The 19,741-nt window shown below is 50.8% G+C and carries 13 protein-coding genes; 4 read left to right on the top strand and 9 right to left on the bottom strand.

The genetic code is table 11. The annotated features are described in order from the left end of the window. Positions 1-7: 7 nt before the first annotated feature. From malP to glpE, 4 genes are all read right to left on the bottom strand, one after another. On the bottom strand, positions 8-2,524 hold the full coding sequence (gene malP / locus Q3A88_RS11835) for a maltodextrin phosphorylase (protein WP_317177965.1): 2,517 nt from the start codon (positions 2,522-2,524) through the stop codon (positions 8-10). A gap of 42 nt (positions 2,525-2,566) precedes the next feature. Next, complete coding sequence (locus Q3A88_RS11830; protein WP_010277854.1) at positions 2,567-3,325, bottom strand: DeoR/GlpR family transcriptional regulator; 759 nt, start codon at positions 3,323-3,325, stop codon at positions 2,567-2,569. Positions 3,326-3,349: 24 nt separating this feature from the next. Continuing rightward, complete coding sequence (gene glpG / locus Q3A88_RS11825) at positions 3,350-4,183, bottom strand: rhomboid family intramembrane serine protease GlpG (RefSeq protein WP_014916895.1); 834 nt, start codon at positions 4,181-4,183, stop codon at positions 3,350-3,352. 68 nt (positions 4,184-4,251) lie between these two features. Further along, a complete protein-coding gene (gene glpE / locus Q3A88_RS11820) occupies positions 4,252-4,575 on the bottom strand; it encodes a thiosulfate sulfurtransferase GlpE (RefSeq protein ID WP_039508608.1) in 324 nt (107 codons plus the stop codon). A 320-nt stretch (positions 4,576-4,895) separates the two neighbouring features. On the opposite strand from glpE, the gene glpD reads away from it, so the two are divergent. The 4 genes from glpD (at position 4,896) to Q3A88_RS11800 (ending at position 9,973) form a co-directional block, all read left to right on the top strand. Further along, on the top strand, positions 4,896-6,395 hold the full coding sequence (gene glpD / locus Q3A88_RS11815; protein WP_010277863.1) for a glycerol-3-phosphate dehydrogenase: 1,500 nt from the start codon (positions 4,896-4,898) through the stop codon (positions 6,393-6,395). Between the two features lie 582 nt (positions 6,396-6,977). After that, positions 6,978-7,874, top strand: coding sequence for a DUF4123 domain-containing protein (locus Q3A88_RS11810; RefSeq protein WP_110163368.1), 897 nt, complete (start codon positions 6,978-6,980; stop codon positions 7,872-7,874). A gap of 608 nt (positions 7,875-8,482) precedes the next feature. Next, positions 8,483-9,067, top strand: coding sequence for a hypothetical protein (locus Q3A88_RS11805; RefSeq protein WP_039550055.1), 585 nt, complete (start codon positions 8,483-8,485; stop codon positions 9,065-9,067). 12 nt (positions 9,068-9,079) lie between these two features. Beyond that, complete coding sequence (locus Q3A88_RS11800; protein ID WP_110163369.1) at positions 9,080-9,973, top strand: hypothetical protein; 894 nt, start codon at positions 9,080-9,082, stop codon at positions 9,971-9,973. Positions 9,974-10,070: 97 nt separating this feature from the next. Here Q3A88_RS11800 and glgP read toward each other — a convergent pair whose 3' ends face one another. The 5 genes from glgP to glgB all read right to left on the bottom strand — a co-directional run bounded on the left by glgP (position 10,071) and on the right by glgB (position 19,529). Next, positions 10,071-12,518, bottom strand: coding sequence for a glycogen phosphorylase (gene glgP / locus Q3A88_RS11795; protein ID WP_110163418.1), 2,448 nt, complete (start codon positions 12,516-12,518; stop codon positions 10,071-10,073). Between the two features lie 75 nt (positions 12,519-12,593). After that, positions 12,594-14,033: a glycogen synthase GlgA gene (gene glgA / locus Q3A88_RS11790; RefSeq protein WP_317177964.1), complete on the bottom strand. Its 1,440-nt coding sequence runs from the start codon at positions 14,031-14,033 to the stop codon at positions 12,594-12,596. Positions 14,034-14,061: 28 nt separating this feature from the next. Then, positions 14,062-15,339: a glucose-1-phosphate adenylyltransferase gene (glgC, locus tag Q3A88_RS11785; protein ID WP_039286186.1), complete on the bottom strand. Its 1,278-nt coding sequence runs from the start codon at positions 15,337-15,339 to the stop codon at positions 14,062-14,064. Positions 15,340-15,374: 35 nt separating this feature from the next. Further along, positions 15,375-17,351, bottom strand: a complete 1,977-nt coding sequence (glgX, locus tag Q3A88_RS11780; protein WP_317177963.1) for a glycogen debranching protein GlgX — start codon at positions 17,349-17,351, stop codon at positions 15,375-15,377. Further along, the gene (glgB, locus tag Q3A88_RS11775; RefSeq protein WP_317177962.1) at positions 17,352-19,529 is read right to left on the bottom strand and encodes a 1,4-alpha-glucan branching enzyme; all 2,178 of its coding nucleotides are present in this window, start codon (positions 19,527-19,529) and stop codon (positions 17,352-17,354) included. Between the last annotated feature and the right edge of the window lie 212 nt (positions 19,530-19,741).

Below are 19,741 nucleotides of genomic sequence, written 5' to 3'. Positions count from 1 at the left end.
CCTTTTCCTAACGATGCGCCTGCCAAATGCGCGTCTGGTAATCATGAATCGCCCGATCCGAACTGAACATCCCCATTCTGGCGGTATTCAGCACACAGCGGCGCGTCCATTCATCCGGCTCACGGTAAAGCGCATCAACACGCTGCTGCACCTCACAATACGGTGCAAAATCGGCCATTAACATATAGGGATCGCCCAGCTTCAGCAGGCTATCCAACAGCGGGGCAAACGCATTTTTATCCCCCTGACTGAATGCACCGCTCGCTAGCTCGTTCAGCACTTCACGCAGCAGCGGTGTCACAGCGAGGTAGTCAGACGGCTCATAGCCCTGAGCCTGTAGCGCTTTTACCTGTTCGACGGTGTGACCGAAAATGAACAGATTGTCTTCACCAACCTGCTGCGCCATTTCTACATTCGCCCCGTCCAGCGTGCCGATGGTCAGCGCGCCGTTCAGCGCCAGCTTCATATTACCCGTACCGGACGCTTCTTTACCTGCCGTTGAAATCTGTTCAGACACGTCCGCGGCAGGAATCATCCGTTCGGCCAGCGAAACGCGATAGTCCGGCGGGAAGACAACCTTCAGGCGATCGTTAACGCGGCGATCCTGATTAATGACCACAGCGACCCGATTAATGGCATAAATGATATTTTTCGCTAATACATAGCCCGGTGCCGCTTTGGCACCGAACAAAAAGACGTGCGGCACTATATCCAGATGCGGATTGTCACGCAATTGACGATATAGCGCGAGGATATGCAGCAGATTCAAATGCTGGCGTTTGTATTCATGCAATCGCTTGATTTGCACATCAAACAGCGCGTGCGGATCGATCACGATGTCGTACTGCTGGCGGAGGTAGGTCGCCAGCTGCGTTTTATTATCAGCTTTGATTTGTCGATAGCGCTCACGAAAGCCAGCATCGTCAGCATAGGTTTCCAACCCTTGCAGCGCGGGCAGATCATTCACCCACGGCGTGTGCAGCGTGTCGTCGATGAGCGCGGACAGCGCCGGATTACACTGCTTTAGCCAGCGGCGTGGTGTAATGCCGTTGGTGACGTTATGGAATTTGGTCGGCCACAGCTGGTGATATTCCGGGAACAGATCTTTCACCACCAGTTCCGAGTGCAGCGCCGCCACGCCATTGACCGCGAAGCAACTGACAACGCACAGGTTTGCCATGCGAATCTGGCGCTGGTGGCGAATCGCGAGTTTCGCCCATATCTGCCGATCGCCTGGCCATTGCTGTTCGACCTGCGCCTTAAACTGCGTATCGATTTGCCGAATGATGGACAGGTGGCGCGGAAGCAGGCGACCAAACAGCCGTTCGTCCCAGCGCTCAAGCGCTTCCGGCATTAGCGTGTGGTTGGTATAGGCAAAGGTGCGTCCGGTTATCGACCAGGCTTCATCCCACGGTATCTGATGCTCATCCAGCAGCAGCCGCATCAGTTCGGGGATCGCCAGCGTCGGGTGAGTATCATTAAGCTGGATGACTTCGTAATCCGGCAGCGTGGACAGCGCCCGCCCAGCATTAAGATGACGGCGCAGAATGTCGGCCACCGAACAGGCGCAGTGGAAATACTGCTGCATCAGGCGCAGGCGTTTGCCCGCCGCGTGATTGTCATTCGGATACAGCACGCTGGTCAGGCTGGCGGCGGAAATCTCCGCCTGTGCCGCACGCAGATAGTGCCCTTCGTTGAATAGCGTCAGATCAAACGGCTCGCGATGCGTCGCACGCCACAGACGCAGCGGCTGCGCCGCACCGTTGTGATAGCCAATCACCGGCAGGTCACAGGCTTCACCTCTGAAAACGGTATCCGGCAGCCAGCGCAAGGTTCCGTCAGTTTGAGGTTGCAGACGCCCGCCAAACCCGACATCCACCGCCAGCTCCACGCGCGGTAAAAACCACGGATAGGTATCGCGCTGCCAGTCATCGGCCGTTTCCTGCTGCTTTTCCTGCGCAAAATGCTGACGGAACAGGCCGTATTGGTAATTGAGGCCGTAACCCGTTGCAGGCTGCCCCACCGTTGCCATTGAATCCAGAAAGCAGGATGCCAGCCGACCTAATCCACCGTTGCCTAAACCCGGATCGGTTTCCTGCTCCAGAATATCGCTCAGGTTCAGTCCCTGCTCAGCCAGCACGGCGGCTACCGCGTCATACCAGCCCAAATTCAGCAGGTTGTTGCCCGTCAGACGACCGGGCAGAAACTCCATCGATAGGTAGTTCACATGGCGCTGAGGCGAATTGGGGGACGTTGGCAAAGTGGAATGCATCAGCAGTTGTTCAGACAGAGCAAGGCTGACGGCTCGCCAGCACTGCACTGGCGTCATCGCTTTCAGGGACGCGACGCCACCGAGCCGCTGTTGGCGGCGCAGCGCGGCGGTAAATTCTGAGGCATCAAAGGCGATAGCGGGATGGGCGGAGGAAGCGGGCTGCGTTAAAGCCTCTGGCTTTTTTGCAGCCGCTGAACGTTTTGACGATCCGGATACTTTTACAGAACCCGACTTTCTTGAAGAATCTGACATGGTGCCTCCTCCTTTGTCCATCATGGAAAAGGCACATCGGGTTCAACACAACTCCAACTGTACCTTATGTTGTTCAATGATTTTCAGTACGCTGGGCGGTGGTGACTGATCGGTAAAAAGATAGTCTATCAAATCCATGTTACCCAAATTCACCATCGCATTACGACCAAACTTGGAATGGTCGGTCACCAGCATGACGCAGCGAGAATTTTCAATAATCGCCCGTTTTGTGCGCACTTCATGGTAATCAAACTCCAGTAATGACCCATCCATGTCAATACCACTGATACCCAAAATGCCGAAATCCAGACGGAACTGAGAGATAAAATCCAGCGTCGCCTCACCCATGATACCGCCATCGCGGGTACGCACTTCGCCACCAGCCAAGATCAGGCGAAAATCCTCTTTTGCCGTCAGTAGCGTGGCTACATTCAGGTTATTGGTGACCACGCGCAGATCCTTATGCTGCATCAGCGCATAGGCCACCGCTTCGGGCGTGGTACCGATATCGATAAACAAGGTAGCGCCGTCTGGAATTTGGCTCGCCACCCGACGGGCAATGCGCGCTTTTTCATCCGACCACATCATTTTACGGTCATGGTAGGCCGTGTTAACCGAGCTGGACGGCAATGCTGCACCGCCGTGGTGGCGATGGATTTTATTCTGCTCGGCCAGATCGTTCAGATCGCGACGAATGGTCTGCGGGCTCACCGCAAAATGCTCCACTAGCTCTTCAGTACTGACATAGCCCTGCTGGCGCACCAGCTCAATAATGGCGTCATGCCGTTGTGTCTGCTTCACATTTATCCCCTAAGACGCCCCGATTTACCGAGGGTTTGTTTTATTATACGTGTCCCAAAAGGCCATCAATAGCCCGACAACCAGACCAGCCACATGCGCCGCATTCGCGATCGACATGCCTAAAATATCGAAATATCCAGCGACCAGCCACAGTAAAGCGAAGGCCATCAAACTGCGCGGCATGGATAAATAACCGTCAGGCTCTCGTTCCCCTCGCAGCCAGACATAGCCCATCAGGGCATAAACCACGCCAGACAGGCCACCAAAATGGGTGCCGCTAAACCAGGACTGCGCCCAGCCGCTCACCAGCGCGGAAACCAGCGTGATGACCAGCAACTTTCCGGTTCCCAGCACTTTTTCAACCGGGCCGCCCAGATACCACCACCACATGAGATTGAACAAAATGTGCAGCAGGGAAAAGTGCAACAAAACATGACTGAACCAGCGCCACACCTCTATCTGTTGTCCCTCAGCCGGGAATGCCAGCCATACCATCACGCTCTCATAGCCCGAGATTTGCATCAGGATGAACACCGCGATCGTCACGACCATCAGGGAGAGCGTCAGCGGGCCTGCTTTTTGCTTCAGCGTTTGCAGGTAAGAGTAGCGTTGGTATTGAATACCGGTATCCATCGATCCCGTTTGCCAACTGGCCGCCAGATAGCGCGGGTTTGTCGGGTCGCGCAGAAAAATTTCCAGCTCACCCTGAACCTTGCTCAGTTGGCTTTCATCCTCCAGCCACAGTTCAGCTTCATGCCCCTGAGGCCGCATTTCCAGATGGACCTGCTGTGTACGCATGTAATCAACAAATGCCTGAGCCAGACGCGGGTTGGAGAGAGCAATAACGCGAATCATCATAGCGGGAAGCGCCAGTGAGTAGGTTGAGTTAGAAACATGATAATAAAGGTTCTTTAATCGTCATGCGATCAGGCTTGCGCCTGCGTGTCTTGCGGGTAGCGGTTTTGCCAGGCTTCAAAGCCACCATCAATACTGTACACCGAATCAAACCCCAGGCTAATTAGGTACTGTGCAGCGTTGCGGCTGCTGATACCGTGGTAGCAAATCACCATGACCGGTGCTTCGAGGTCAGCGCCGCGCACGAAGTCAGACAGCGTCTCGTTCGTCAGGTGCGTCGCGCCGGGGACATGGGCTGCGGCAAAGCTCTGTGGATCGCGAATATCAACAACAACGCCCCCTTCCTGCCAGCGGGAGTGGGCTTGCTCAATACTGATAGCTTCAAATTGTTCCATCGAAAGTGACAACCTTGTTAATAATGGACAGGATGTTAGTAACAACTGGCGTCATTGTAACCCGCCTTCAACGGCATAAAACCCATATGATTATAAGGTTATTTATAAAAACAGTGCTTCACTAATGTGGAGAGTGACGACAAAACGGCACAATCCCAGCCTAATATCCCTTCTTTTAATGTGACAACTATCATCATATTGTTAGGTTCGTCACGCATAAATGTTTTTATTTGGTTAACCGTTGGCTGATTTGTTTGTTTTCGATTATCATAATGCTCGAAAACGAACATTATGATTTATTCGAGGGTGGAGGAAGAAACGTGGAAACCAAAGATCTAATCGTTATCGGCGGCGGAATTAACGGTGCAGGCATCGCCGCAGATGCGGCTGGGCGAGGGTTATCAGTCCTGTTGTTGGAAGCGCAGGATCTTGCCTGTGCCACGTCCTCCGCCAGTTCCAAGCTGATTCACGGTGGCCTGCGTTACCTTGAGCACTATGAGTTTCGTTTGGTGAGCGAAGCACTGTCTGAACGCGAAACGCTGCTGAAAATGGCCCCGCACATTATTTTCCCTATGCGCTTTCGTTTGCCACACCAGCCGCACCTGCGTCCGGCCTGGATGATTCGTATCGGCCTGTTCATGTACGACAACATCGGCAAACGCGTCAGCCTGCCTGCCAGTAAAGGACTGAAATTCGGCGCAGATTCTGTGCTTAAGCCTGAATTGAAGCAGGGCTTTGAATATTCTGACTGCTGGGTGGACGATGCGCGTCTGGTGGTGTTAAACGCGCAGGAAGTGACAAAACGCGGCGGAGAAGTCCGTACCCGTACCAAAGTGACCCGCGCTCGCCGTGAACAAGGCGTATGGATTGTGGATGCGGTTGACTCACTGACCGGTGAAACCTTCACCTGGCGCGCCAAAGGTCTGGTGAACGCGACGGGCCCGTGGGTGAAAGAATTCTTTGATGACGGCCTGCAGCTGAAATCGCCTTACGGCATCCGTTTGATCAAAGGCAGCCACATCGTGGTGCCAAAAGTTCATAACCAGCCGCAAGCGTATATTCTGCAAAACAAAGATCACCGTATTGTGTTCGTGATTCCGTGGCAGGATGACTACTCAATCATCGGCACAACCGACGTGGAGTACAAAGGCAATCCGCACGATGTGAAGATCGATGACAACGAAGTCGCCTACCTGCTGGACGTGTATAACGACCATTTCAAACAGCAGCTTACGCGTGACGATATCGTCTGGACCTACTCTGGCGTGCGTCCGCTGTGTGATGACGAGTCCGATTCTCCGCAGGCGATTACCCGTGACTACACGCTGTCGGTCGATGATGATAACGGTCAGGCTCCACTGCTTTCCGTGTTTGGCGGCAAGCTGACGACATACCGTAAGCTAGCAGAGCACGCGCTGGACAAACTGCACAAATACTACCCGCAAGCGGGTAAGGCCTGGACAAAAGGTGCGGTACTGCCGGGTGGTGATATCGCCGGCACGCGTGATGACTACGCCGCTGCGCTGCGTCGCCGCTTCAATCTGCCAGAATCACTGACGCGCCGTTACAGCCGCACCTACGGTTCAAACAGCGAACTGATTCTGGCAAACGTGAAAGGCCTCAGCGACCTGGGTGAAGATTTCGGTCACGACCTGTATGAAGCGGAACTGCGCTATCTGGTCGAAAAAGAATGGGCCGTTATGCTTGATGACGTCATCTGGCGCCGCACCAAACTGGGCATGCGCTTCGATGATGCACAGAAACAACGCATCAGCGACTGGCTGGCAAACCATTACCAGCAGATAGCAAAAGCGGGCTAATTGCTCCAGCCTCTACTTCTCGATCAGGCATCCTGATCGAGAAGCCTTCCTACTATAAATAGCAGACACCAAACATCCGCAACATACCCTTATCGTACCCTGCTCTTAGGTAATGATGATGGAATCTTTTGATTTGCCATCTAATTTATTCTTAATGATATTATTTCAATATTAATCAATGGGCTTACTTGGTTTTAGTCCTTTTTTTGTGCTATTGGCTCTGCGAACATCTTGTTATCCTTTACGCGTATTTTCTTAAAAAGAATAGCGTCAAGGATGCCACATGGAACGTTTTCATTACTCTTCACACCGCTTCAACCCTGCAACCTTCTTGTCTCCCACGACGTGAACACACCGACTCTCTGCTCGACTTAAATGTTTTGCGCTTTGCACCCACGTTGCGTTTTTAGCCAACACGGTATCTTATCAACGTAACGCTTTATCAACATGAATGATGGTGTGAGCAGGCTCAGACCCTAACGCAGGTTTTTATTTTAATCAGGATAGCGACGTGCCGCTCCGGGAAAACCCGAGGCGTGCGGTAGCCATGGCAACGGCGAAGGAAGAAGGAGAAAGAAAACAGTGAGTGAGATAACGCGCTGGGCAATAGTGGATGCCGCGGTAGAGCCCGAATTATTTTCGATGCTGGAACAATTAGACCCACCCCATGCCAGTTTATACGCAGAGCCAGTACCGGAAGATATTGGGCGATTGGCACCGCACTTGGTGCAGGTAGATGACAGGGTCTTTCACTGGCTGAACCGAAGGAAAACACCTTGGGGTATCTTGTTGGAAACAACGTCTGAAATGAAAATATTGCGGCAACACTTGCGTAAATATCTACATGTACAGATCCCCAATGAAGAAAAACCGGTATTTTTCCGTTTTTATGATCCGAGAAATATTTGGTCTTTTTGCGATGTGATGACGGAGTGGGAACTGTTCTGCTTCATGGGGCCAATTGAAAAAATCATGACCATTTATGATGGAGCAGTACGAGAAGAGACGTTTAATTCAGTTCGTGTTCAATTTCCTATCACGGCCAAGAGTAGAATGAAACTTCTAAAATTTAGTCAATCACAAATTGATATTCTAAATATCCACTCAGAAGCTAGATATGTTGATGAGGTTTTTTCTAAAACACTTATTAAATACAAAGAAAAAATACACCATATTTCTCACAGCAGTAACCAAAGTGATCCTGAACAGGATTTTTATTTCTATAAAGACTCTCAGGAAAACTCGACAACTTTCTCAGTAAAACATATTGTCAGTGAGTGTTATTATTTTTGTAAAGAGCATAACATTAATGATGACCGCTCAATTCGTGAGTTAATTCATTTGTTAATAGAAAAGGATTATTATTCATTAGAACAAGCCCCTGAGTTTTGGAGGAATTCTTTGCTCCGTGAAGATCTACCTGGTCACTATCGTGTTAGTAATTTATTCAAAGATGTTCTAGGTGAATATTCTGCCTGAGAGGGATAGTCATGACTGGAACATCATACTTACCCACGGTTGAGTGGTCGTATAAAGTGTGGTAATTTTGGCGAAAGGACTTGTATCTTTCATTCTATCATATAGGGATATGTAATGAATAAATCATCTACTATTGGCATCTTTTTAATACCCACATTTATTTGGTTATCGCTATCATTTGTATATGCTTTTTTCTGTGGTGATAGGGATGTTGATACGTATTTTTTTAATAGCTGGGATTTTGCAGCATGGATTATCTTCTCCAGCTACCTAATAATTTGTGGGACTGTTTCTATTTTTTACGTTTAACAATGAAGAAGCATTTCATCGTTACGATGGCGATTCTTATTTCTTTATTTATCATAATAGTCACAGATTTTGATTACATAAACTCATTTTTATTTTTTACTATTATGTTCACCATTCCAATTTTTGGCTCATTTACCTTGCGGTATCTACATAAAAAATCGGCTCACCATGAATAGAGTGAAAATCAGGACAACAAAAATTAATACTGATTATTAGAAAACCTTGAAGTAATTATTTCACATCGAACTCAATTAATTAGATTTCTCATCTGTAACTTGTAGACATGGAGTCGTTAAAAAATGAAAATAATACTATTATTTATAGGTGTTTTACTCGGTACGGGAGGAGCATGGCTATACCAGTGGATGAAGCCATCTTCTGACGATCCCTATTTCTTTCTAAACCCCAAACCAAATTATATTGGAGATAAGACTTACTCAATAGAAAAAGATATAAATTTATTTAAAAAAGGTGAGGCTTTCGATTTCATCTTTTGGGATACCCCTCAGCAAAAACCAAAGCTTTTATATTTATTTCCATTATCATCACCATCGCCGCACATATTATTAAAAGTAAAGAATGAAGATTTTACAAATGGAAGCAATAGTATTATTGATACATTTAAAGAAAATATAAACCCGATAATTAACTTTGAACTATATAAAATAAAAAATGATCTTACTGAAGAGTTAATTGAAAGGAAAATAATGAGAAATTTCGAGTTTTATACAATAGATAATGGGAATTTATTTTTTTATATAACGGATCAAATCAAACAATATGGACAGTATCGGATCCACATTGACGTACTAAGTGACGATGGGAAATTGAAAGGAGATTATTTAACTTACTCTATTTATATAGAGCAAAAATTTGTAAAATAAAAAGGATTTTATATGACGCCAGAAAATAAAACTGAAGAGCTGCTTGAATATATTTCAAAGAAAGATGATCTCACTGTAGAACAAAAAAAACAAGAGATTGAAAAGTTTGCATACCCTGATAAAAGTGCTAATTATAATGCAGGTCAAGCTTGCGCTACATGCCCGCCATCCCATGCCAGAAAAGAATTTGTAGACGAGATTATTAATTCTTTAGAGCCTAGATATACGGTAACTATATATACAGCTTACCCTGGAACACCACTAAACGATGACTATGGAAATCCAGAACTTGATAAAAATACTGAGGAAAGAATAGTTTCGACAGCTGGTCATATGTGGTTTAAAATATCAATAATCTCTGATAGCAATCCCGAACAAGATTCTTATGGGTTTGCTCCCATAAAATCAGGTATGATAGGAAATGGATTTGTTACTAAAAAGGATAATATTCACTACGAAAACCCTTATTACAGTAGAGAAATCGAAGTAAAAGAATACCAATACGATAAATTAAAAGAGTTTGGGGACTCCGCAGTTAACAAATCTAATAAATATTTTGATCTTTACTATAACGGAGCAACAAATAGCTGTATTGACTTCACATGGCAAGCACTGCGCCATGCAGGGTTAATACCAACAAGTACATGGAATGATTTTAGTCGTTATAATCAAAAAAAGAAAAAAGCAGGTAAATTTGATGGTGATCTTAAAGTCATTAATAACATCCCACATGTAAAATCTATTCCTGCTCCATTTCCTGATAGCGATTTAAACTCGGAGAAATATAACGAAATACCCGATAGAACAAGACTTCAAAAGTTTTTTTCTCAAAATGATAGCGTTCAAAATGATGAAAATATAGGAATAGCAACCAGGCAACATGATAGCGCGATAAACAATGTTTGATAGCGACACAGCTCTCCCCCAACCTTAGTAAACAGGCGCTCATTGAGCGCCTGTTGTCTTTTTAAAAATTAACCCTCAATGGAGGGGTCTTATCTCATCACAACCGTATCGGTTTAATATTCCAGATATCTTCTGCATATTCGCCGATGGTGCGGTCGGACGAGAAATAGCCCATGTTGGCAATATTCTGGACGGCACAGCGCGCCCATTCGTCCTTTTTCTCGTACAGCTCATCTACCCGATCCTGCGTATCCACATAGCTGCGATAGTCTGCCAGTAGCTGGTAGTAATCGCCAAAATTCACCAGTGAATCAAACAAATCGCTGTAGCGTTGGCTATCATCAGGGCTGAAGACGCCCGTGGTAATTTGCGTCAGTACGCGGTGCAGCTCTTCGTCCTGATCGTAATATTGCCGTGGGTTGTAGCCGTTCTGACGCAGCGCTTCAACCTGATCGGCCGTGTTGCCGAAGATGAACATATTCTCTTCGCCAATATGTTCCAGCATTTCGACATTCGCCCCATCCAGCGTGCCAATCGTCAGCGCACCATTCAGGGCAAACTTCATATTGCTGGTTCCGGATGCTTCCGTGCCCGCCAGCGAGATCTGTTCAGAGAGATCCGCCGCTGGGATGATAATCTGTGCCAGACTCACGCTGTAGTTCGGGATGAAGACCACTTTCAGTCGATCGTGCACGATCGGATCGTTGTTGATCACCTTCGCGACGTCGTTGATCAAGTTAATAATGTGCTTCGCCATGTAATAGGCTGATGCGGCTTTACCCGCAAAAATGACGACACGCGGCACACGCTCAACCTCAGGGTCATCCTTAATGCGGTTATAGAGTGTGATGACGTGCAACACATTCAGCAGTTGCCGCTTGTATTCGTGAATACGCTTAATCTGCACATCAAACAGCGATTCAGGATTAACCACAATATTCAGCGTTTCCGCCATATAGGTCGCTAAACGCACCTTGTTATTCAGCTTCACCTTACGAATTTTCTGCACAAACGCCGGATAATCGATGTGCTGTTTCAATTCACTCAACTGACTCAGATCGGTGCGCCAGTTGTGGCCTATGGTGTCGTCCAGCAGTTTGGAGAGTCCCGGATTAGCCAATCCCAACCAACGACGTGGTGTTACGCCATTGGTTTTATTGCAGAATCGATTAGGGAAAAGACGGGCAAAATCGGCAAACAGAGACTGCACCATCAGATCCGAATGCAGCTCCGATACCCCATTGACCTTATGGCTGGCGACCACAGCCAGCCACGCCATACGGACTTTACGCCCGTGGTTTTCATCAATAATGGACACCCGTGCCAGCAGATCGTTGTCATTGGGAACTTCTTTCTGAACGTATTCCAGAAAATGTTCGTTAATTTCAAAAATCAATTGCAGATGGCGCGGCAGGATTTTACCCAGCATGTCGACAGGCCAGGTTTCCAGCGCTTCCTGCATCAGCGTGTGGTTGGTGTAGGAAAAGACTTTCTTCACCACCGTCCATGCCTCTATCCATTTGAACTTATGTTCATCAATCAACAGACGCATCAGTTCAGGGATCGCCAGCACCGGGTGCGTATCGTTCAGGTGGATGGCAAACTTCTCAGCCAGATTGTTGTATGTCTTATGCATCATCCAGTGACGGTTCAGGATGTCCTGTACCGTAGCGGAAACCAGAAAGTATTCCTGACGCAGACGCAGCTCGCGGCCAGAATAGGTGGAATCATCGGGATACAGCACGCGCGACACGTTTTCTGAGTGGTTTTTATCCTCTACCGCCGCAAAATAGTCGCCCTGATTGAATTTACCCAGATTGATTTCGTTACTGGCCTGCGCGCCCCACAGACGCAGTGTATTGGTGGCATCGGTATCGAAACCGGGAATAATTTGGTCGTAAGCACAGGCAATAACCTCTTCCGTTTCCAGCCAGCGCACTTTTTTGCCTTCTTGCTGAATACGGCCACCAAAGCGCACTTTGTAGCGCGTACTGTGGCGCGGGAACTCCCACGCATTACCGTATTCCAGCCAGTAGTCCGGCGATTCTGCCTGCCTGCCGTTAACAATATTCTGTTTGAACATACCGTATTCATAGCGAATACCGTAACCTCGCCCCGGCAACGCCATCGTCGCCAACGAATCCAGGAAGCAGGCCGCCAGACGCCCCAGACCACCGTTGCCTAAGCCGGGATCATTTTCTTCTCGCAATAAATCGTCTAGCTCCAACCCCATGCCGTCTAGCGCCGCTTTCAGATCGTCATACAATCCCATCGCCAGCAGTGCGTTCGACAACGTCCGCCCCAGCAAAAATTCCATCGACAGGTAATAGACCTGCCGCACATCCTGTGATAGCTGTGCGCGATTCGAACGCAGCCAGCGTTCCACCATCCTGTCACGCACGGCCAGCAACGTGGCGTTTAACCAGTCATGCTTATTCGCAATGGAAGGATCCTTCCCCACACTAAACATGAGCTTGTAAGCAATAGAGTGTTTCAGCGCTTCGACACTGATCGTTGGTGAAGTATAGATAAACGGAGAGTTCATAATATTCATTCCCAAGTGAGTGTTACCCTACCCTGTCTTTTTCAGATTGCACGAAGATGACGTGCCATCAGATCACTAGTGGGTATACAAGCGTTGGTATAGCGCACCATAAGCCTGAGCAGAGACCTGCCAACCAAAATCCATCGCCATCGCCTGACGCTGCACATATCGCCATAGCGTAGGTCTGGACCACAACACAAACACACGACGAATCGCGCGGGACAGCGATCCCACGCTGCAATCGTTAAATACAAACCCGCTTGCCAGACCATCCGCCAGATTCTCCAGCGAACAATCTGCTACCGTATCCGCCAGACCGCCAGTTCGGCGCACCAGCGGCAACGTGCCATATTTCAGGCCATAGAGCTGAGTTAACCCGCACGGTTCAAACCGGCTGGGCACCATGATGACATCCGCCCCGCCAATAATGCGGTGCGAGAAGGCCTCGTGATAGCCAATTTGTACGCCAACCTGGCCGTTATATTCTGCCGCCGCGGCCAAAAAGCCTTCCTGTAAATCCGCATCCCCTGCCCCCAGCACCACCAGTTGCCCGCCCTGCTCCAGCAGATCCGGCACGATGCTTAACGCGATATCGAGCCCTTTCTGGCTGGTCAGGCGGCTAACGATGGCGAAAATGGGCGCCTTGTCGTCCACCGTCAGCCCCATCGCCGTTTGCAAACGCCGCTTGTTTTCGGCTTTATTCGCTAACGTCTCGCGGCTGTAGTGGCTGGTGAGTAAAGGATCATTCACCGGATTCCAAATCGTTTCGTCTACGCCATTAAGGATGCCGGATAGCCGCCCTTCTTCTTCGCGCGTTTTCAGCAAGCCTTCCATACCGTAGCCATAAGCCGGCAGCGTAATCTCGTGCGCATAGGTTGGGCTCACGGTCGTAATATGGTCAGCGTAGTACAGCCCTGCCTTGAGATAAGAAATCTGGCCGTAAAACTCCAGCCCGTACACCTGAAAGAACTCGCTCGGCAGGTGGAGATTCGGCATATGCCGGGCATCGAACAACCCCTGATAGGCCAGGTTGTGAACGGTAAAGACCGATTTCGCCGGACGGTTGCGCGCCGCCAGATAGGCACAGGTCAGCCCCGCGTGCCAGTCATGGGCATGCACAACATCAGGCAGCCAGTAGCGATCCAGCCCGCATGCCATTTCACATCCCATCCACCCCAGCAGCGCAAACCGCAGGTAGTTGTCGGCATACGCATAAAGCGCCGGGTCGTGATAAGGGCTGCCCGCGCGTTCATACAGCTCAGGCACATCAATCAAATAAATACCGACGCCGTTAAAATGGCCGAACAGCAGCGTGACGTGTCCCGCGAAGGTATCCAGCTCACGCACGACCTGTAGGTTGGCGATGCCTTTTTTCAGATCGGGGAAGGCAGGCAGGATGACACGGGCATCCATCCCCGCCGCAATCTGCGCGCCGGGCAACGCACCAGCCACATCCGCCAGTCCACCGGTTTTCAATAGTGGAAATAGCTCCGAACAAACATGTAAGACCCGCATTATTACTCCCGTTTTGTTCCGATGGTGTTTACAGCTTTTCCAACATTGATCGCGTGACCAGCACGATCCCCTCTTCCGAACGGTAAAAACGACGGCTATCCTCTTCCGCGTTTTCACCAATCACCATGCCTTCCGGCAAGTGGCAGGCGCGATCGATGACACAACGGCGTAAACGGCAGGAGCGCCCCACGTTGACATCCGGCAGGATCACCGTCGAATCGATACTGCAAAACGAATTCACCCGCACGCGCGGGAACAGCACAGAATGCGTGACCACAGAGCCGGAGACGATGCAGCCCCCGGATACCAGCGAGTTCATCGTCATGCCGTGACTGCCAGAACGGTCTTGAACAAATTTGGCGGGCGGCAGCGATTCAATCGCGGAACGAATCGGCCAGTGCCGATCGTACACATCCAGCTCCGGCGTGACGGATGCCAGATCGAGATTGGCGCGCCAATAGGCTTCCAGCGTGCCGACATCCCGCCAATACTGATGTTCATCTTCGCCCGACGTGACGCACGACAGCGTAAAAGGATGCGCCCAGGCCAGACGCTGCGAGACAATCTTCGGAATCAAGTCTTGCCCAAAGTCGTGGGCAGAATCCGTCACGTTACGATCCGCTTCCAGTAATTGATAAAGATAGTCCGCATTAAAAACATAGATCCCCATGCTCGCGAGCGCCATATCGGGGTTATCCGGCATCGGCGTCGGGTTATCCGGTTTTTCGGAAAAATCGAGGATGCGGTGCTGTTTGTCCACGCTCATGACGCCAAAAGCGCTGGCTTCTTCGATCGGTACGGGCAGGCAGGCGACGGTACATTCCGCCCCCTTCTCCACGTGATCGATGAGCATACGTGAGTAGTCCATCTTGTAGATGTGATCGCCCGCGAGGATCACCACATACTCCGCACGATAGCGCCGAATGATGTCGAGATTCTGACACACCGCATCCGCCGTTCCCCGATACCAGTGATCGGTCGAATGGCGCTGCTGCGCAGGAAGTAAATCGACAAATTCGTTCATTTCCGCGTTCAGAAATGACCAGCCGCGCTGAATATGCTGCACCAGCGTATGCGACTGATATTGCGTAATCACGCCAATACGGCGGATGCCGGAATTCAGGCAGTTAGAGAGCGCGAAATCAATAATGCGAAATTTGCCGCCAAAATGGACGGCAGGCTTGGCACGTAATGCCGTCAACCCTTTCAGTCGCGTTCCACGGCCTCCGGCCAAAATTAATGCCACGGATTTCAAAGGGAGTTGTCTTGCCAACATCAGAGGGTCATGCTTGTCGTTATTCACCATGGCTATCTCCTGATTATTCTTTTAATGGCTTGCGCTTAGGCGGTCTGTTTTATCAAGACGCCTACCGCCTGCGCTTGTCCGTGCCAAATTCCACCTTCAGGCGGATTCGTCTCATCAAACGACGGTGAAACCTGCCAGTGGCCTTCTGGCAAAATGAACGCACCGGCATGCAGGCTGGCGTTAAACAACACGAGCCAACGACCGGAAAGTAAAATCTGTAGCTGATGCTCCCCTTGCTCCCATTGCTGCGGCGTCAAAGGCTGCCCTTCTCGGTTCAGCCACTGCACCGCACCATCCCCTTCTTGCCACCACGTTTCCTGCTGCAATGCTGGAATCGTGCGACGTAACTGGATCAAACCGGCGACAAACTCGCGCAGTTCGCGGTTCGCGTTTTCCCAGTGTAGCCAGGTCAATTCGTTATCCTGACAGTAGGCGTTGTTGTTGCCCTGCTGGCTGTGCCCCAGTTCATCGCCCGCCAGCAGCATGGGAGTTCCCTGTGACAGAATCAGCGTCGTCAGCAGCGCCTTCTGGCTGGCCAGCCGACGCTGGAGGATGTCGTCGTCCGCTTCCAAACCTTCCGTGCCATGGTTATTACTGAAGTTACTGTCGGTGCCGTCGCGGTTGCCCTCACCGTTGGCATCGTTGTGCTTGTGGTTAAAACTCACGACATCGCGCAGCGTAAAGCCGTCATGAGCCGTCAGTTTGTTGACGGAGGCGTAAGGCAGGCGGTCACGCTGCTGGAAGATGTCGCTAGAGGCAGCAAAACGGCGGGCGAACGCGCCAAGGGAAATGTCACCATGCAGCCAAAAACGGCGCATGTCGTCACGGTAGCGGTCGCTCCACTCCGCGAAGGGCGTTGGAAACTGGCCTAACTGATAACCGCCATGCCCGATGTCCCACGGTTCGGCAATCAGCTTGCAGCCCTGTAAGCGGCTATCATTTTTCATGGCGGATAGCAGCGGCGCGGCGGCGGTGAAATCCGGGGTACGCCCCAGCACCGTTGCCAAATCGAAGCGAAAACCGTCAACGTGGCAGACCTCGCGCCAGAAACGCAGGCAGTCCATCACCCAATCCATCACCGCCGGATGATTCAGGCGCAGCACATTGCCGCAGCCAGTCCAGTTATGGTATTCGCCGTTGTCACCCAGCCAGTAGTAGCTACGATTGTCGATGCCGCGCTGACACAGCGTGGGGCCTTCGACGTCCAGCTCGGCGCTGTGGTTAAACACCACATCCAGAATGACCTCGATGCCCGCGTGATGCAGCGCTTTCACCGCATCCCGAAATTCATTCAGCGCATCGTCACCCGCCGCCAGGCTGTTATCGACGGCAAACGGCAGCAGCACGTTATAGCCCCAGTAGTTACGCAGCCCCAGTTGCTGAAGCCGGGGTTCATCGGCATGCTGCTGCACCGGAAGCAGCTCCAGCGCCGTGATACCCAGCGACGTCAGATAGTCAATCATCACCGGATGGCCTAACGCCGCATAGCTACCGCGAATATCTTCGGGGATATCGGGATGCAACTGCGTCAGCCCACGGACATGCGCCTCATAAATCACCGTCTGATTCCAGGGCGTTTGCGGATGCTGGTCATCCTGCCAGTCATAATCCTCAGCCGTAACGACACACTTCGCCATAATGCCAGCGCTATCGCGCTCATCTCGTTGGTCAATCCCACCTTGCAGGCAAGCGTCATCCACCACCCAGCCATCAAGCTGGCGGGCGCACGGATCCAACAGCAGTTTATGCGGATTGAAGCGCAAACCCTGCGACGGTTCGAACGGCCCATCGACCCGGAAACCGTAGCGTAGCCCCGGCTGTGCATCAGGGAGATAGCCATGCCAGATATCGCCGCTGCGTGCAGTCAGCGCGATGCGCTGCTCCTGCTGATGTTCATCAAATACACACAGTTCAACTCGCTCGGCATCCGCCGAAAACAGGGCAAAATTCACACCCTGTCCATCAAAACTGGCTCCCAGCGGCGTCGGCTTGCCCGTCTGCAATTCTGCCATTTACGCCTCCTTCACCAGATACAGCGTGGCAAGCGGCGGAATGGTCAGAACCAGAGAATGCTGGCGCTGGTGGCTGGCATGCTCCTCGCTGTAAATCGTCCCGACATTACCCGAATCACTCCCGTTGTAGTGAACCGAATCCGTGTTGATCGCTTCTCGCCAGCCGCCTGGCTGGTTGATGCCGATCCGATAGCCATAGCGCGGCACTGGCGTGAAGTTGCTGACCACCAGTACTTCGTTGCCTTGCTCATCGCGCCGGACAAAGGCAAAGACGGAGTTTTCCCGGTCGTCCACCACCAACCATTCAAAGCCCTGCGGCTGAAAATCCAACTGATACAGTGACGGTTGCTGGCGGTAGTAGTGGTTGAGATCGCGTACCAGCGTCTGCACGCCACGGTGCCAACCTTCTGGTTCATCCAGCAGATGCCAGTCCAGACTGGCGTCGTGGTTCCACTCACGCCCTTGCGCAAATTCACCGCCCATAAACAGCAGCTTCTTGCCGGGATACGCCCACATAAAGCCGTAATAGGCGCGTAAGTTGGCAAATTTTTGCCAGACATCGCCGGGCATGCGATCCAGCAGCGAGCGCTTACCGTGTACCACTTCATCGTGAGACAGCGGCAACACGAAATTCTCGCTATAGGCGTACAACATGCCGAATGTCAGTAAATCATGATGGTATTTGCGGTGAACCGGATCGTGCTGCATATAGGCCAGCGTGTCGTGCATCCAGCCCATGTTCCACTTGTAGTGAAACCCTAACCCGTTGCAGTCCGGCGGCAGCGTGACGCCAGGATAATCAGTGGACTCTTCAGCAAGCGTAATGGCAGCGGGTGCAGCATGACCCAGCATGTGGTTGGTGTAGCGCAGAAACGCAATGGCTTCGAGGTTCTCTTTACCGCCGTAATGGTTCGGCACCCACTCGCCTTCACTGCGGCTGTAGTCGCGGTAAATCATGGAAGCCACAGCGTCGACCCGCAGGCCATCGATGCCATAGCGCTCCATCCAGAACAGCGCATTGCCCGCCAGATAGTTACGCACTTCATGGCGACCATAGTTATAAATCAGCGTGTTCCAGTCCTGATGATAGCCTTCGCGCGGATCGGCGTATTCATACAGCGCGGTGCCGTCAAACTGCGCCAGACCGTATTCATCGCCGGGAAAATGCCCCGGTACCCAGTCCAGCAGGACGTTAATACCTGCCCCATGGAGCGCATCAACAAAGGCTCTGAACTCCGACGCGGTGCCGAAACGACGCGTTGGCGCATACAGCCCCAGCGGTTGATAACCCCAACTGCCATCGAACGGGTGTTCGTTAATCGGCATCAACTCCACATGCGTGAAGCCCATGTACTGCACATAATCAATCAGCTGATTCGCCAGTTCTTCATAGCTCAGCCAAAAATTGTTATCCGTATGCCGCCGCCAGGAACCAAGGTGAACTTCATAAATGGAGATCGGTGAACGCAGACCGTTCGCTTCACGTCGGGCGTCGTTGGTCGGGACTTTCTCAGGCAGCGGTGTAATCAGCGAGGCCGTATCCGGGCGCATCTGCGCTTCGAACGCATACGGATCGGCCTTTAGCCGGACGTTGCCGTGGCTGTCGATCATTTCATATTTGTAGAGCTGCCCCGCTTTCACATCGGGCAAAAACAGTTCCCAAATACCGTTTTCCTGCCGCAGCCGCATCGGGTGACGTCGACCATCCCAGAAGTTGAACTGCCCCACCACGGAAACGCGCTGGGCATTCGGCGCCCAGACGGCAAAGCGCGTGCCTTCAACACCGTCCAGCGTTTCCAGATGTGCGCCTAACCGCTCGTAAGGCCGCAGATGGGTGCCTTCAGCCAAAAGCCAAATGTCCATATCCTGCAACAGCGGGCCAAAACGGTAAGGATCTTCAATGACCCAGGTTTCTTCACCCCAGGTCACGGCCAATTGATAACGGAAGGCATTTTTCCGGCGCGGCACTACACCACAAAAAAAACCGCGTTCGTCTATACGTTCCAGCTCGACGAGTTTTCGCCCATTGCTGGTATCCACAACCCAGACTGCCTGCGCATCCGGCAGCAGTGCCCGAACCTCAAGGCCTTTAGAAGAATGATGCATACCTAACAGCGAAAACGGGTCAGCATAGTGCCCGGAAATAAGTGAATTAATCGCCTCAGAAAACGCTGACATGGTATCCATCCTCTGATTAACCATTTGAATTAAATAAATAAGTAATATAAAAATCGCATTAGGTTGCGCTTATATTTCCCGTTACTTATTTTTAACAAAAACTCAATAAAAATAACGAGTTATTAGCTTGCTAATGAATAACAGTGACGTGTAAAAATAATGAATACTATGAAAGAGTTCTTGAACCACGCCCCCTAATTCAGCGTAGTCAA

The organism is Pectobacterium sp. HCp5_1 (assembly GCF_032905925.1).
Taxonomy (GTDB): Bacteria; Pseudomonadota; Gammaproteobacteria; order Enterobacterales; family Enterobacteriaceae; genus Pectobacterium; species Pectobacterium brasiliense_A.
The sequence above is the reverse complement of the archived record's forward strand: the minus strand, read 5'-3'. Positions and strand labels throughout refer to the sequence as shown.